The organism is Streptomyces sp. NPDC038213, from assembly GCF_055600495.1.
In genome coordinates, this window is sequence record NZ_JBVJYM010000028.1 from 32,424 (window position 1) to 47,121 (window position 14,698).

Here is a 14,698-nt window from a genome sequence, read left to right on the forward strand (position 1 = left end):
GGGCCGCTGTGAAGCTGGATTCGATGTACCAGGAACTGATCCTGGACCACTACAAGCACCCGCACGGGCGTGGCCTGCGCGACGGCGATGCCGAGGTGCACCACGTCAACCCGACCTGCGGCGACGAGATCACGCTGCGCGTGAAGTACGACGGCGAGACCCTCACGGACGTCTCGTACGAGGGCCAGGGCTGCTCCATCAGCCAGGCCAGCGCGTCGGTGCTCAACGAGCTGCTGGTCGGCAAGGAGCTCGCCGAGGCGCAGCGGATCCAGGCCACCTTCCTGGAGATGATGCAGTCCAAGGGCAGGATCGAGCCCGACGAGGCCATGGAGGAGGTGCTGGAGGACGCGGTCGCGTTCGTCGGCGTCTCCAAGTACCCCGCCCGTGTGAAGTGCGCGCTGCTGAGCTGGATGGCGTGGAAGGACGCGACCGCCCAGGCCCTGGGCGACGCCGAGAGGAAGACGGCATGACCGAGAACGCAACGCCCGAGGCCGCCGTGGCCGAGGCCGGCGAGAGCGCCGAGGCGGCGAAGGCGGCCGAGGGCGCGACGGAGGCCGTCGCGGCCCCCGCGGCCCCGCAGGCCGGGCTCAAGCCCGCCACCGAGGAGGAGGTCCGCGAGGCCCTCTACGACGTGGTCGACCCCGAGCTCGGCATCGACGTGGTCAACCTGGGCCTGATCTACGGCGTCCACATCGACGACGCCAACATCGCCACCCTCGACATGACCCTGACCTCGGCCGCCTGCCCCCTCACCGACGTGATCGAGGACCAGGCGAAGTCGGCGACCGAGGGCATCGTCAACGAGCTCCGCATCAACTGGGTCTGGATGCCCCCGTGGGGCCCGGACAAGATCACCGACGACGGCCGCGAACAGCTCCGCGCGCTGGGCTTCAACGTCTGATCCCGTTCCGCAGGGACATGCGCAAGGCCCCCCGGCAGCAGCCGGGGGGCCTTCGTGCGTCCGGGCCGGCTCCTCAGACGGCGGGGCCGGGGCCGGGCCCGTACGGAGTGGTGGGGCCTGCGGGGCCTGCGGGACCGGTGGGGTACCCCGGGGCGTACGTGGCCGTGAGGGTGGCGGCCAGGTCCTCCTTGCGCATGCGGAGGTCGACGTAGAGCAGGCCCGAGACCAGGGCCGGGTAGCCGATCTGGAAGAGCTGGCCGAGGACCGAGCCCACCATGAGCACGATGAAGTAGACGACGAACCCGCCGACGGCCCCGGCCGCGGAGGCCCCGTCGCCGGAATCGGTCAGGGCGGCCGGGAACAGCGCGAAGACGCCGACCAGCGAGAACGGCATCTGGATGAGGTACGCCAGGGTCGCCGCGATGATCATCGTCACCAGCGCGATCCCGAACGCCCGCCACCAGCCCCCGCTCACCAGCCGCGAGGAGCGGCTCATCGCGGCCACCGGGCCCAGGCCCTCGCAGACCGCGGCCGCGGGGGCGAGGCCCAGCTTCACGCCGAGCCAGATGCTGACCGGCAGGGTGGCGAGCAGCCCCAGCGGCACGAACAGCACGCTCGCACCGGGGCCGTGCGAGTCCACCCCGGCCGCGAACATCCCCGCGAGGCCCAGGAGCGCCCCGAGGGCCACCGGCGCGGCCACGACCAGCCAGGTCAGCAGCAGGGTGCCGAGGACCGCGGGGGTCCGCGGCAGGCAGCGCCGCCCCAGCTCCCGGGCGGTCGTGGGCAGGCCCGCCACCGCGTCCATCAGGACGGCCGGGAAGACGGCCGTCAGGACCGCGTACAGGGCGAGCCCCGCCAGGAAGGCGACCACGCCCACGGGCAGCGCGGCGAGCAGGAGCGTCGTCACGTGCCCGGGGTCGGCGCCCTCCTCGTGCGTGAACGTCTGGAGGACCGCGTCGAGCTCCGGGTAGACGAAGAGCAGCGCCAGCCCCGCCGCCGCGGCCACGACCAGGGCGGCCGCGCCGTGGGCGACGGCGGTGACGGCGGCCAGCGGCTTCCAGTACCGCCCGAGGGTGGAGAAGGACCCGCCGAGCATCTCGCCGAGGGTCAGGGGGCGCAGCGGAACCACCCCCGGCTGCGGCGGCGGGGGCATCCAGCCGCCGCCCCAGGGCTGTGGTCCCCATCCCGTTCCGTGTGCCATCTCTTCCCCCGTTGCTGCTGGTCACCTGATGGAACGGACACCCTAACCCGCAGGTCCGGTTGCATCCGGGGCGGGCCAGGTGCGGGTGGTGCAGGGGGTGCGCGGGACCGGATGTGTACGGGTGTACGCAACGATGTGTACGCTCGTACACATGCCCTACCTCCTGCTGGCCGCGGCCATCGCCGCGGAAGTCGCCGGAACCACCGCCATGAAGTTCAGCGAGGGGTTCACGAAGCTCTGGCCCTCGGTGATCACGGTGGTCGGGTACCTCATCGCCTTCACCCTGCTCGCCCAGACCCTCAAGAGCATGTCCGTCGGCACGGCCTACGCGATCTGGGCCGGGGTCGGCACCGCGGCCGTCGCGGCCATCGGGATGCTCTTCCTCGGGGAGGCGGCGGGCGCGGCCAAACTGGCCGGGATCGCGCTGGTCATCGCCGGGGTGGTCCTGCTGAACCTGGGCGGCTCCCACTGATGGCGGCGGGCCGCCGGTACGACCCCGGCCGCCGGGACCGGATCGTCGACGCGGCGATCCGGGTGGTCGCCGCCAAGGGGATCGCGGGGCTGAGCCACCGCTCGGTGGCCGCGGAGGCGGACGTGCCGCTGGGCTCCACGACGTACCACTTCGCCACCCTCGACGACCTGCTCGTCGCCGCCCTGCGCCGGGCCAACGACTCCTTCGCCCGCGAGACGGCCGGCCACCCGCTGGTCGCGGAGCCGGGCCGGGACCTGGCCGGGGCGCTCGCCGCGCTGCTGGGGGAGTGGCTGGACGGGGAGCGGGCCCGGGCGGAGCTGGAGTACGAGCTCTACCTCGCCGCCCTGCGGCGCCCCGCCCTGCGGCCGGTGGCGGCGGAGTGGGGCGAGTCGGTGGCGGCGGCCCTGGCGGACCGCTGCGACCCGGTCACGGCCCGGGCCCTGGTGGCGGCCATGGACGGCATCTGCCTCCAGGTGCTGCTGACGGGCGGCGCGTACGACGCGTCCTACGCGCGCGAGGTGCTGTCCCGGATCCTGCGGGGGGCGCCGGCGGGGGGCGGCGGGGCGGCCTAGCTGCCGCCTGCCACCCGCCGTACGCCAGCGGTCAGCCGTTGGCCGCCGCCCGTCAGCCGTTGGCCGCCGTCCGGGCCGCCGCCAGTGCCGCCGTCACGCTCGCCTCGATGTCCGTGATCGGGTAGAAGACCTCGCGGACCGTGCGGTCGCGGTCCACCAGGAGGGTCAGCCGCTTGATCCGGCTCACCCCGCCCGCCCGGAAGGTCGGCAGCCGCAGGGCCGCCGTCAGGGCCAGGTCCGCGTCCGACAGCAGCGGGAAGTTCAGGCGCTCGGCCGCGGCGAAGGCCCGCTGCTCGTCGGGGCGCTGCGTGGAGACCCCGGTGACCGTCACCCCGGCGGCCGTGAACTCGGCCAGCTGGTCGCGGTACGTGCACGACTCCAGCGTGCAGCCGCGGGCGCCGGGGATCCCGGCCCAGCCCGGCGGGTACGCGTCGGAGCGCGCGTACGCCCCGGGGAAGCAGTACAGGACGGTGTGCGCGGTGTCCGCCACCGGATCGCGCGGCTCCCCGTCCGCGTCCGGCAGCAGCAGCTCCGGCAGCCGGGTGCCCCTCAGCGCGTGGACGCGCTCCGCCTCCCGTGAGGCCTGCGCCGTGGTCGCCGTCATCTCTCCCTCTCCCAGTACCCAGGTGTCACCCCAGTCCTGGAGTGCGACCAGGACGGGCAGCAGCGCGCGGCCGCGCGGGGTGAGGCGGTAGGCGTACCGGACCGGGCGGTCCTGGTACGGCTCCCGGGTCAGCACACCGGCGTCGGTGAGCAGCCGCAGCCGCTCGGCCAGCACCTTCCGGGAGACGCCCAGCTCGCGCTGGAACTCCTCGAAGCGGGACAGGCCGCGGGCCGCGTCGCGCACGATCAGCAGCGTCCACCAGTCCCCGACCACGTCGAGGGACTGCGCGATGGCGCAGTCGGCGTCACCGAGGCTCGTGCGCTGGGCCATGTCCGCTCCGGTTCCTGTGAGTCCCTGGGGGGCGTTGACCCGAGGCTGCCATGTTGGCATAGTCGGTTCCCAAAGGGAACTGACTCGGGGGGCGGGTGTGCGCATGGCACGGGACACAGGGGTGCGGAGCGGGCTCAAGGAGGTGCCGAAGGCGGTCTGGCTGCTGGCGGCGGGCGGGTTCGTCAACGCCGTCGTCAGCTTCACCTTCGTCTTCGTCTTCCTGTACCTGACCGGACCGCGCGGACTCGGCGCCGCCGAGGCGGGGGTGCTCACCGGGCTCGGCGGCATCGGGCTGGTCGCGGGCAACTTCACCGGCGGCTGGTTCGGGGACCGGCTCGGCCACCGCCGGGTGCTGCTCGCCGCCTCCGCCGCCGGGGGAGCCGTCCTCGTCTCCCTGCCGCTGCTGCCCACCGCCCTGATGTACGCGGCCCTGCCCGCCGCCCAGTACGCCTCGGGGGTGGTACGCGCCGCGAACGCCGCTCTCGTGGCCGTGACCGTGCCCGAGGGGGGCCGCCGGCAGTCCTTCGCCGTCATCCGGTGCGCCGCGAACGGCGGGTTCGCCATCGGGCCCCCGCTGGGGGCGCTGGTCGCGACGGGCGCCTCGTACGACTGGCTGTTCGTCGGCGACGGGCTCGGCACCCTCCTCCTCGCCGCCTGGACCGCGCGGGTGGTCCCCGAGGCCGGTGCACCGCGGCCGGCCGCAGCCCCGGACGGGGGTCGGGGCGGCGGCATCCTGCGCGAACTGCGCGCCCGGCCCGCCCTGCTGGTGCTCCTCGGCTCGATCGTCGTGGTCGACGTGGTCTACCGGCAGCAGTACTACACGCTCCCCGTGCACCTCGCCGACCACGGCCTCGGCACCCGGGCGTACGGGCTGCTGGTCGCCGTCAACGGGGCCGTGATCCTCCTCCTCGAACTCCCCCTGGCCCTCACCCTGCGCCGCCACCCCGCCCTGCGGGTCATCGGCACCGGCCTGGTCCTGGTGGGCGCCGGGTACGCGGCCCTGCTGCTCGGCACCGGCATCGCGACCGCCCTCGCCATGATGGTCCTGCTCTCCCTCGGCGAGATCCTCTACAAGACCACCGCCACCGCCTACGTCGCCGACGAGGCCCCCGCGCACGCGGCCGGGCGCTTCCAGAGCCTGTACGCGGGGGTGTCCGTGACCGGGGTCGTCCTCGGACCGCCGCTCGGCGGGGCCCTGTACGCCGCCGCCCCCGGGCTGCTGTGGCCGCTGTGCGCGGCGCTGGGCCTCGCTGCCGGGACCGCCGTCCTCCTGGCCGGCCGCAGGACGGCGGCCTCCGCGCCGGCCCGGGCCGGCTCCCCGGCGGCCGCCTCCCCGGACGCAGGGCCGGGCGGGGCCGGGCGCCCGGCACATGAGACCGGTTCGCCCGCAGCGGCCGCGGCCGGTTAGCGTTCGGGCATGACTACGCGTACCACCGGCGCCGTCGCCGCCGGACTTGCCACCCTCACCGCCGACGGCACCGTCCTCGACACCTGGTTCCCCGCCCCCGCGCTCGTCGCCGAGCCCGGCCCGGCCGGCACCGAGCGCCTCACCGCCGAGCAGGCCGTGGAACTCCTCGGCGCCGCCGCGGCCAAGGCGGTCCGCACGGACGCGGTCCGCGGGGTCGAGGTCGTCGCCGTCCGCACCGTCATCGCCTCCCTGGAGGACAAGCCGCTGGACGCGCACGACGCGTACCTGCGCCTGCACCTGCTCAGCCACCGCCTGGTCAAGCCGCACGGCCAGAACCTGGACGGGGTCTTCGGCCTCCTGACCAACGTGGCCTGGACCTCCCTCGGCCCCGTCGCCGTCGACCAGGTCGAGACGGTCCGCCTGAACGCCCGCGCCGAGGGCCTGCACCTCCAGGTCACCTCGATCGACAAGTTCCCGCGGATGACCGACTACGTGGCCCCCAAGGGCGTCCGCATCGCCGACGCCGACCGGGTCCGCCTCGGCGCGCACCTGGCCGAGGGCACCACGGTCATGCACGAGGGCTTCGTGAACTTCAACGCCGGCACCCTCGGCACCTCCATGGTCGAGGGCCGCATCTCCGCGGGCGTCGTCGTCGGCGACGGCTCCGACATCGGCGGGGGCGCCTCCACCATGGGCACCCTCTCCGGCGGCGGCAAGCAGATCATCTCGATCGGCGAGCGCACCCTGGTCGGCGCCGAGGCGGGCATCGGCATCGCCCTCGGCAACGAGTGCGTGGTGGAGGCCGGCCTCTACGTCACCGCCGGCACCCGCGTCACCCTCCCGGACGGCCAGGTCGTCAAGGCCCTGGAGCTCTCCGGCGCCGACAACATCCTCTTCCGCCGCAACTCGGTCACCGGCACCGTCGAGGCCCGCCCGTACAAGGCGAACTGGGGCGGCCTGAACGAGGTCCTCCACAGCCACAACTGAGTGGCCCGCACCTCGGTGCCGTAGGCCGCCCGCACGACAGCCCGCCGACCGGACTCCGGTCGGCGGGCTGTCGTATGCGCAGGCGCGCCGGGCCCTACGGCAGGGCGATGGTGCGGACCAGGCCTGCGAAGGCCTCCTGTTCCTCCTGGGTGAGTTCCACGCGTTCCAGGGGGTGCGACTGTGCGGTGCGCTGGGTCGGGATCGAGGGGAGGCCCTCGTAGGCGCCCGGCTCGGGGTGGTGGAAGCGGCTGTCCCAGAGCATGTGGCCGAGGCCGAGCAGCCAGACCACGGCGGCGACCGCCAGGATGGCGAGGCCGATCTCCTGGGCGGTCGAGATGGAGGGGGACACACGGACCTCCAGAGGGGGGTGCGGGCGCAAGCGGTGCGTGCGTGGGGACACTCAACACCACATCCGGGGCGAAACGCGGACGGATGTGGCGAGGATCACGCCAGTGCCGAAAGTCCCGAGTTGTCCCGAGAGGGTCGGGCGGGGGTGTGCCGGAGGGCCCGGCCGGGACGGCGGCCGGGCCCTCCGGGGCGCGGGCGGCTACGGGATGAAGCGCAGTACCTGCGGGTCGTGGTCGCTGTTCTGGTCCGCGAACTCGGCGTTGATGTGGACGCTGTCGTACGTGAAGTTGCGGATCGCCGGGCTGGTCAGGATCTGGTCCAGCACCTGCGAGTTGCCCTGGTACACGTACGAGTAGCGCTCCGCGCGCGGCAGGGACTTGACGGCCGGGTACAGGGCCCCGCCGTCCGTCAGCGCCTCGGTGGTCGCCGAGAACTCGAAGTCGTTGATGTCGCCGAGGACGACGACCTTCGCGTTGTGCTGGGCGGCCAGGACGTCCTTCACGAAGGCGTTCACGGACTGCGCCTGGAGCAGCCGCTTGGCCTCCGAGGAGCGGGCCGGCGGCTGGAACTGCGAGGTCAGGCCCTGGTCGCCGCCCTTCGAGCCGAAGTGGTTGGCGACGACGATGACCGTGCGGCCGCGGAAGGTGAACTCACCCGCGAGCGGCTTGCGGCTGTTCTCCCAGGCGGTGTTCGCCGGGTCGATGCGGCCGGGGGAGTGGGTCAGGCGGGCGTGGCCGCCCTCGCGCACCACGCCGGTGGCGGTGGCGGCGTCGCCCGCGGCGCGGTCGTTGAAGGACACGCGCTCCGGGTTGAAGAGGAAGACCTGGCGGATGTTGCCGCCGGGCTCGCCGCCGTCCTTGTTGTTCTCCGGGTCGACCGTGCGCCACTGGTACGCGGGGCCGCCCGCGGCCTTGATCGCGTCCGTGAACTTGGTCAGGGTCTGGCCGGCCGAGACCACGCCGTCGTTCTTGGCGCCCGTGTCGTCCTGGATCTCCTCGAGGGCGAGGACGTCGGGGGAGGCCAGGTTCTCGACGACCGCCTTGGCGAGCGCGTCGAACTTCTCCTGCGGGTCGCTCGGGTCCAGGTTCTCCACGTTGTACGTGGCCACGGCCAGCTCGCCGGGCTTCTGGGACTTGGTGCGCTCCCGCTCCAGGCCCTTGGAGACCACGGTGCCGAGGGTGCGCGCGACCAGCGTGTAGCCGCCGAACTGGTTGAAGTCCAGCGGGCCTTCGGTGGTGCCGGTCAGGCGGTCGCCCACGTTCGCCACCGGGAAGGGGCTCTGCGCGATCGGGGCGAGCTGCTGGACCTGGAGGCGGCCGGTGTTCTGGGACTCGTACGAGCCGTAGACCGTGCCGCCGCGCTTGGTGGGGTTCTCCCAGCCCTTCACGGTGACCCACAGCTCGGAGTACGGGTCCGTGGCGCCGACGACCCGGGAGGTGCCGATGCGGACGTTCATGCCCTCCAGGGACTCGTAGTAGTCCAGGGCGTACGTGCCGGGCTCCAGCTCCAGGCCGTTGATGCTGCCGCCGGCGGCCGCGTCGCCCGCGGGGGCGTACAGCTCCGGGACGGAGTACTCGTTGATGTGGACGGCCTCGGGCAGGGCGTTGCCGGAGGACAGCACCTTGACGGTCGGCTTGCTGATCTGGGTCGCCGACTGGTTGCCCGAGTTCAGGCCGCCGGGGACGAACTCCCCGACCAGGCCGGAGACGGTGACGGCGTCGCCGACGGCGACGGTCGGGACCGAGCTGGTGAAGACGAAGACGCCCTCACTGGTGGCCTCGCTGTCGTCGGCCTGCGGGTCCTGGATCCAGAAGCCGCGGGAGCCGTAGGTGCGGACACCGGTGACGATGCCCTCGACGCCGGCGACCTGCTTGCCGACGAGCGGGGATATCCGGGTGGTGCCCTGGATGTCGTGGATGCGGACGGGGGCGTCGCCTTCGGCGGCGGTGGCGGTGCCGGCGAGCAGGCCGGCGGCCAGGGCGGTGGCCACGACGGTCGCAACGGCTGCGGAACGGGAAAGGGGTCCGGTCACCTGAGGACGGGAACGCATGGGCAGGAACTCCGGTGTGAGGATGAGGGAAACGGAGTGGCGGTGCGATCTCTGAGGGGGATCTGCGCGCTCTACGCGCGTCAATCTCTTGGTTGACCAGGTCTGTTGTCAAGGTCTACCGGGGGTACGGGGGCGGACCGTCCGGTGAACGGGTCGGGATGGGGTGAATTGCGTCTACGCTGGGGCCGCCGACGGGCCGCGTGCGGACCGCCGGCGGAGCCCGGGCCGCGCCCTTCCGGCACGGGTCCGGCTCGACCCGGCCGCGGCGGCGGCCCCGCGGCCCAGGCACCGGCCCCGCCGCTCCCACCAGCACGAGGAGACCCCCGATGTCCGCAGAGCGCTCCACGCTGCCGCCGGTACGGCTGCACTCCGAGGCGGAGCTCGCCCGGGCCGCCCTCGCGGCCCCGCTGCTGGCCCGCGCGGTGCTCCTGGCCCGGTGGGCCGGGCCTGCGGTCCCGGTCGGCGCGGGCGGCGAACTCCTGCGCGCGCAGCTGGCGGAGGCGGCCGCCCTGCTCGGGCTGGCGGAGGACCCGGACGGCGAGGCGTACGCGAGCGAGGCGTGGCGGGTGGCGCTGGACACCGGGCTGGTGGAGGTGGCCGAGGACGCCGGGGCCGCCTTCGGCGACACGGACGAGGGGGACGGCGGCGGGGACGGGAACGGCGGGGAGGCGGCCGGGACCGCCGCTCCCGGCGAGGACCTGGCCCAGGTCACGGGCGGCTCCCCGGCCGACGTGCTGGAACTGTGGCTGGCGGCCCTCGACACCGTGCTGGCCGACGCGGCCGTGCCCGACCTCGACGACCTGGTCGACGCCCTGGACTCCGGCGGCGGGATCGACTTCGACCGGCTGGACTGGGACCCGCAGGGCGAGGCGGACTTCCTGGACGGCGTACTCGCCAACCTGTACCTGCTGACCGTGGCCGAGGGCGGGGCCGGGGACGGGCCGGTGCCGCTGCCCGTGCTCGCCGCGTCCATGGTCGTGCCGGAGGGCATGGCCGAGCCCACCGACGAGGTGCTCGAGCGGGTCTCCGACACGATGATGCGGCTGGACGACCAGTTCCGGCAGCTGGAGGCGGTCGGCCTGGTCGAGTACCGCCCGGTCGACGAGGAGCTGATGGCCGAGGCCGGGGACGCCGAACTCGCCGCGGGCGGCGGTACGGGCGGAGCTGCGGGCGCAGCCGGCGGGGACGAGGACGTCGCGCGGTACGGGATGGTGCGGCTGACCCCCCTCGGGGTGTTCGGCATCCGGGCCCGGCTGGTGGAGGCGGGCGTGGCCGCCCCGGCCGTGGGCGAGTTCGCGGACAAGGGCGCGGACGCCCTGCTGGACGCCGTCGCGCACTTCCCCGAGGAGGCGGCCCGCGCCGAGACGGAGCTGTGGCTCGCCCGCCGGGAGAACCCGGGGGCCGCCGCCGAACTGCTCGCCGCGGCCCGCGGCGGCGACGCGGGCGGCCCGCTGCGCCGGCTGCGCTGCCAGCAGGCCCTCGCCCTGATGGACACGGCCGCCGAACCGGCGCTGCGGGCGGTGCTCGACGACGGGGAGCTGGGCGGGCTGGCCCGGGTCTGGCTCGCGGAGCGGGGCGTGGTCGACGGAGTCCCGGCCCCCGACCAGGACATGGTCTTCTGGCTGACCGTGGACACGATCGCGGCGCAGCTGGCCGCGGAGGGGGAGACGGCGGACCTGGCCGGGCTGATGGCCGGTCTGACCGAGGGGCACAGCGGGTTCTTCGAGGCGGTCTGGCGGGTGGAGCACCCGGCCACGGCGGAGGTGCTGGAGGCGATGGGGCGGCTGCACCCCGAGCGCAAGGCGGCCAAGGAGGCCCGCAGGGCGGCCCACCGGGCCCGCTCCCGCCAGGGCTGAGGGATCCGGCCCCGGCTGGACCGGGGCGAACGGGCTTCCGGGTACGGGCAGTCCGGGGTCCGCGGGGAGGCGGCGGGTACGCGCAGTCCGGGCTCCCCGGGGAGGCCGCGGGTATGGGCAGGGCGGTGCGGGGTCCGCAGGAGCGGGAGGCGCTGTGCTTCGGGCGCGTGCTTCAGGGGTGGTGCGGGAAGCACGGTGCTTCAGGGGAGGCCGCAGGGGCGGTGCGCGGGGGACGGGACCGCCGCGGGCGGCCCGGCCGGGGCCGCGGGTACGGGGGTCAGTACTCCCCGTACCCGGCGGCCGCCGCCTCGGACTCGGAGCGGGATGCGGCGGCCCACTGCTCCAGCAGGAACTCGTACGCCGCTGCCGGCCACTCCTCGCCCGCGAGGTTGTCCACGAGCAGCCGTATCGCGTCGTTCGCCTCGGCGGCGGAAGGACGCGCGGGGCCCGCGGGTGTGAGTGTGTCGTGCATGGGAACCAGGTTACGGGCGGGCACTGACAGTCACGCCCGGTTTTCGCGCCGATCCGTCATGTCGGGCCCGCCCGGCGGTCAAAGTGCCTGGGCAGCGGGCTTGACCATGCCGCGGACTGTGCGGGACTTCACAAACTCCCCCATGGCCGTCATCTCCCATTCGCCCGAGAACTGGCGGATCAGCTTCGCCATCATCACGCCCGTCTGGGGCTCCGCGCTCGTGAGGTCGAAGCGGGCCAGCTCCTCCCCGCTCGCCGCGTCGATCAGGCGGCAGTAAGCCTTGGCCACGTCCGTGAACTTCTGGCCGGAGAAGGAGTTCACCGTGAAGACCAGACCCGTGACCTCCGCGGGCAGGCGGCCCAGGTCGACGACGATCACCTCGTCGTCCCCGGCGCCCTCGCCGGTCAGGTTGTCGCCCGAGTGCTTGATGGCGCCGCCCAGGATCGTCAGCTTGCCGAAGTAACAGCTGTCGAGGTGGTTGCGCTGCGGGCCGTACGCGATGACCGAGGCGTCGAGGTCGATGTCCTTGCCGCGGAAGGCGGGCTCCCAGCCGAGGCCCATCTTGACCTGGGAGAGCAGCGGGCGGCCGCCCTTGACCAGGGAGACGGTCTGGTTCTTCTGGAGGCTGACCCGGCCCTTGTCCAGGTTGATCTTGCCCGCGCCCGGTGCGGGGGCCGCCGGGGGAGCGGCCGGCGCGGGCTGCGCCAGCGTGGGCTCCGACGGGGCGGGCCACGCGGCCGTGGGCGGCGAGGCGGGCGCGGGGGCGGCCGGCCAGGCGGCGGGCGCGGCGGGAGCCGCCGGGGCCGCCGGGGCGGGGGCCGGGGGCGCCTGCGGGGCCGCGGCCGGGGCGGCGGGCTCCTCGTCCACCGAGACCCCGAAGTCCCGGGCGATCCCGGCCAGGCCCTCCGCGTACCCCTGTCCGACCGCGCGGACCTTCCAGGCGCCGCCGCGCAGGTACACCTCGACCACGACGAGCGCGGTCTCCGAGCCCAGCTGCGGCGGGGTGAACGTCGCGATCACGCTGCCGTCGTCGGCGTTGCGCACCGTGGCCGTGGGCTCGATGCCCTGGAAGGTCTGGCCCGCCGCGTCGGGGCTGGCCGTGACCACGATCCGCTCGATGCCGGCCGGGACCGCGGAGGTGTCCACCGCGATCGAGTCGGGGGCGGCGCCGCCGCCGGAGCGGTAGGCGACACCGGGGCCCGCCGGCTGGTTGTAGAAGATGAAGTCCTCGTCGGAACGCACCTTGCCGTCCGCGGCGAGCAGCAGCCCCGACACGTCCAGCCGTACGGGGGCGGCGACGTCGACCGTCACGCGGACGGAGTTCAGGGGGAGGTTCGCACCAGGGGTCATAGCGGTCATGCCCCGTGAACGACCGAACCCCTTTTGCCGTTCCCTTACCCTGCGGGAACTTCAGCCCCGGTTGCGCGGATGGCTGCGGGCGAGCCGCTCGTTGCCGAACTTGTACGCGCCCGTCCAGCGGGCCATCACCAGCTGGGCGTCGCCCGACTCCACCTCCTCGAGGAACTTGTCCGCGCGGGACCCGCGCAGGGTCCCCGCGGCGCGTCCGCGGTGGGTGATGACGACGCTTCCGTCGCCGCGCTGCTCGTACGTGAATCCAAAGGGTCTCGGCATGCGCAAAGGCTCACCCGGCCGCGCCCGGCCCGGCAACCGGGTTTCCCCTCCCGGCTGCCCCGTCCGGTCCGGGCGCGGCCCTGCGCCCGGCGTCGCGCGCCGGGCCGCTTCGGTACGGACCGGGGCTACGCCCGCCCGTCCTGCCCGGGCCCGCCCTGCTCCGGCCCGCCCTGCTCCGGGGCGCCGTCCACGCGCCGCGGCAGCCCGAGCGGGTTGCCCTCGCGCAGCTCCGCCGGAAGCAGCGGGTCCGGTACGGACTGGTAGGCGACCGGGCGCAGCCAGCGCTCGATCGCGGTGCCGCCGACGGAGGTGGAGTGCGAGGTGGCGGCCGGGTACGGGCCGCCGTGGTGCTGGGCGGGGGCCACGGCCACGCCGGTGGGCCAGCCGTTGACCAGCACCCGGCCGGCCAGCCCGGTGACGAGGTCGAGGAGGGCGGCGGCCGGTCCGGGCGCGCCCAGGGCCTCGGCCGCGGAGAGCTGGAGGGTGGCGCTCAGGTTCCCGGGGAGCCGGGTGAGCACCGCGGCGGCCTCGTCGGGCCCGGAGTACCGGGCGAGGACCGTCACGGGCCCGAAGCACTCCTCCAGCAGCAGCCCGTACGGGTCCCCGCCGGCCGGCGCCCCGGCGTCCGCGCCGCCGTCCGTACCCGCCGCGGCCGTCAGGTGCCGGGCGGGCACGGACAGGAACCCGGCGCTGACGGTGTGCTCCGTCGGGGCGCCGGGGGCCACGGGGGAGGTGACCTCCGGGAGCGCCGCGCGCTCGCGGACCCCCGCGAGGAAGCCCTCCCGCATCCGGTGGTCGAGCAGGACGCCCCCGGGGGCCTGGCCCACGGCCTTGGCCAGGGCCTCGGCCAGCCGGTCCCCGTCGGGTCCCTCCGGCACCAGGACCAGGCCGGGCTTCACGCAGAACTGCCCCATGCCGAGCGTCACCGCGCCCGCGAGCCCGGTGCCGATCTCCTCGGCCCGCTCGGCGGCGGCCGCCGTGGTGACCACGACCGGGTTCAGGGAGCCGAGCTCGCCGTGGAAGGGGATGGGCACCGGGCGGGCCGCGGCGGCGTCGAAGAGGGCGCGCCCGCCGCGGATGGAGCCGGTGAACCCGGCGGCCGTGACCAGCGGGTGCCGGACCAGGGCGAGGCCCGCGTCGAAGCCGTGCACCACGGAGACCACCCCGGCGGGCAGCCCGCTGCGCACGGCGGCCTCCTGCAGCAGGGCGGCACAGAGCGCGGAGGTCGCGGGGTGGTCCGGGTGGGCCTTGACCACGACCGGGCAGCCCGCGGCCAGGGCGCTGGCCGTGTCCCCGCCGGGGACGGAGAAGGCGAGCGGGAAGTTCGAGGCGGCGTAGACGGCGACCACGCCGAGGGGCACCTTGTAGCGGCGCAGGTCGGGGCGGGGCGGGGTCAGCCCGGGGTCCGCGCGGTCGATGCGCACGTCGAGGTACGAGCCCTCCTCGACGGCGTCGGCGAAGGCGCGCAGCTGGTAGGTGGTCCGGCCGAGCTCGCCGGTCAGCCGGGGGGTGCCGAGCGCGGTCTCGGCGTCGGCCGCCGCCACCACGGCCTCGGCGGAGGCGTCGAGGAGGTCGGCCGCGGCCCGCAGGAAGGCGGTGCGCACGGAGCGGTCGGCGAGCGCGGCGCGCGTCGCGTGGGCCGCCCGTACGGCCGCGTCCACGTCCTGGGGTGTGGCCTCCGCCGCAACCTGCTCGCGCTGCTTCCCGGTGCGGGGGTCCACACTCCAGACTGGTGCTGCTGCCATGGCGCCGTTGCCTCCTGGATCTGTGCGGGGAGTTCCGCGGACCTGCCCGGACGGGGTCCAGTCGTTCAGTATTCTGAACACCGTTCGAGTAGGTGAATGATCGATTCTGGTGCGGACTCT

At 74.7% G+C, this 14,698-nt stretch carries 14 protein-coding genes and 1 pseudogene; 7 read left to right on the plus strand and 8 right to left on the minus strand.

Annotated features, from left to right (window positions below; all coding sequences use genetic code 11):
- Positions 1-8: 8 nt before the first annotated feature.
- Positions 9-470: a Fe-S cluster assembly sulfur transfer protein SufU gene (gene sufU / locus ACZ7JZ_RS28525; protein ID WP_470944140.1), complete on the plus strand. Its 462-nt coding sequence runs from the start codon at positions 9-11 to the stop codon at positions 468-470.
- A gap of 119 nt (positions 471-589) precedes the next feature.
- A pseudogene (locus ACZ7JZ_RS28530) lies at positions 590-901 on the plus strand (metal-sulfur cluster assembly factor); the annotation flags it as partial.
- A 73-nt stretch (positions 902-974) separates the two neighbouring features.
- On the opposite strand, the gene ACZ7JZ_RS28535 reads toward ACZ7JZ_RS28530, so the two are convergent.
- Entirely contained in the window at positions 975-2,102 is a 1,128-nt protein-coding gene (locus ACZ7JZ_RS28535; RefSeq protein ID WP_470944143.1) for a hypothetical protein, read from the minus strand.
- A 151-nt stretch (positions 2,103-2,253) separates the two neighbouring features.
- Between ACZ7JZ_RS28535 and ACZ7JZ_RS28540 the strand changes: the two genes are divergently transcribed.
- Positions 2,254-2,574: a DMT family transporter gene (locus ACZ7JZ_RS28540; RefSeq protein ID WP_470944144.1), complete on the plus strand. Its 321-nt coding sequence runs from the start codon at positions 2,254-2,256 to the stop codon at positions 2,572-2,574.
- On the plus strand, positions 2,574-3,146 hold the full coding sequence (locus ACZ7JZ_RS28545; protein ID WP_470944147.1) for a TetR/AcrR family transcriptional regulator: 573 nt from the start codon (positions 2,574-2,576) through the stop codon (positions 3,144-3,146). The genes ACZ7JZ_RS28540 and ACZ7JZ_RS28545 overlap by 1 nt, the downstream gene beginning before the upstream one ends.
- A 52-nt stretch (positions 3,147-3,198) precedes the next feature.
- On the opposite strand, the gene ACZ7JZ_RS28550 is transcribed toward ACZ7JZ_RS28545, so the two are convergent.
- Complete coding sequence (locus tag ACZ7JZ_RS28550) at positions 3,199-4,080, minus strand: winged helix-turn-helix transcriptional regulator (protein WP_470944149.1); 882 nt, start codon at positions 4,078-4,080, stop codon at positions 3,199-3,201.
- Positions 4,081-4,183: 103 nt separating this feature from the next.
- On the opposite strand from ACZ7JZ_RS28550, the gene ACZ7JZ_RS28555 reads away from it, so the two are divergent.
- Together ACZ7JZ_RS28555 and dapD are read left to right on the plus strand one after the other, a co-directional pair.
- A complete protein-coding gene (locus ACZ7JZ_RS28555; RefSeq protein ID WP_470944151.1) occupies positions 4,184-5,488 on the plus strand; it encodes an MFS transporter in 1,305 nt (434 codons plus the stop codon).
- Between the two features lie 9 nt (positions 5,489-5,497).
- Positions 5,498-6,475, plus strand: a complete 978-nt coding sequence (dapD, locus tag ACZ7JZ_RS28560) for a 2,3,4,5-tetrahydropyridine-2,6-dicarboxylate N-succinyltransferase (protein ID WP_470944152.1) — start codon at positions 5,498-5,500, stop codon at positions 6,473-6,475.
- Positions 6,476-6,569: 94 nt separating this feature from the next.
- Here dapD and ACZ7JZ_RS28565 read toward each other — a convergent pair whose 3' ends face one another.
- Together ACZ7JZ_RS28565 and ACZ7JZ_RS28570 are read right to left on the minus strand one after the other, a co-directional pair.
- On the minus strand, positions 6,570-6,824 hold the full coding sequence (locus ACZ7JZ_RS28565) for a hypothetical protein (protein WP_470944155.1): 255 nt from the start codon (positions 6,822-6,824) through the stop codon (positions 6,570-6,572).
- A gap of 198 nt (positions 6,825-7,022) precedes the next feature.
- Positions 7,023-8,873, minus strand: a complete 1,851-nt coding sequence (locus ACZ7JZ_RS28570; RefSeq protein WP_470944157.1) for an endonuclease/exonuclease/phosphatase family protein — start codon at positions 8,871-8,873, stop codon at positions 7,023-7,025.
- Between the two features lie 326 nt (positions 8,874-9,199).
- Here ACZ7JZ_RS28570 and ACZ7JZ_RS28575 point away from each other — a divergent pair, with 326 nt between their 5' ends.
- A complete protein-coding gene (locus ACZ7JZ_RS28575) occupies positions 9,200-10,729 on the plus strand; it encodes a hypothetical protein (RefSeq protein ID WP_470944159.1) in 1,530 nt (509 codons plus the stop codon).
- A gap of 277 nt (positions 10,730-11,006) precedes the next feature.
- On the opposite strand, the gene ACZ7JZ_RS28580 is transcribed toward ACZ7JZ_RS28575, so the two are convergent.
- From ACZ7JZ_RS28580 to ACZ7JZ_RS28595, 4 genes are all read right to left on the minus strand, one after another.
- Positions 11,007-11,201, minus strand: a complete 195-nt coding sequence (locus ACZ7JZ_RS28580) for a hypothetical protein (protein ID WP_470944162.1) — start codon at positions 11,199-11,201, stop codon at positions 11,007-11,009.
- A 78-nt stretch (positions 11,202-11,279) separates the two neighbouring features.
- On the minus strand, positions 11,280-12,551 hold the full coding sequence (locus ACZ7JZ_RS28585; protein WP_470944165.1) for a TerD family protein: 1,272 nt from the start codon (positions 12,549-12,551) through the stop codon (positions 11,280-11,282).
- Between the two features lie 60 nt (positions 12,552-12,611).
- Positions 12,612-12,833 carry a hypothetical protein gene (locus ACZ7JZ_RS28590; protein ID WP_470944167.1) on the minus strand — a complete coding sequence of 74 codons (222 nt, stop codon included), beginning with the start codon at positions 12,831-12,833 and terminating at the stop codon, positions 12,612-12,614.
- 125 nt (positions 12,834-12,958) lie between these two features.
- Positions 12,959-14,578, minus strand: coding sequence for an aldehyde dehydrogenase family protein (locus ACZ7JZ_RS28595; RefSeq protein WP_470944169.1), 1,620 nt, complete (start codon positions 14,576-14,578; stop codon positions 12,959-12,961).
- Positions 14,579-14,698: the final 120 nt, after the last annotated feature.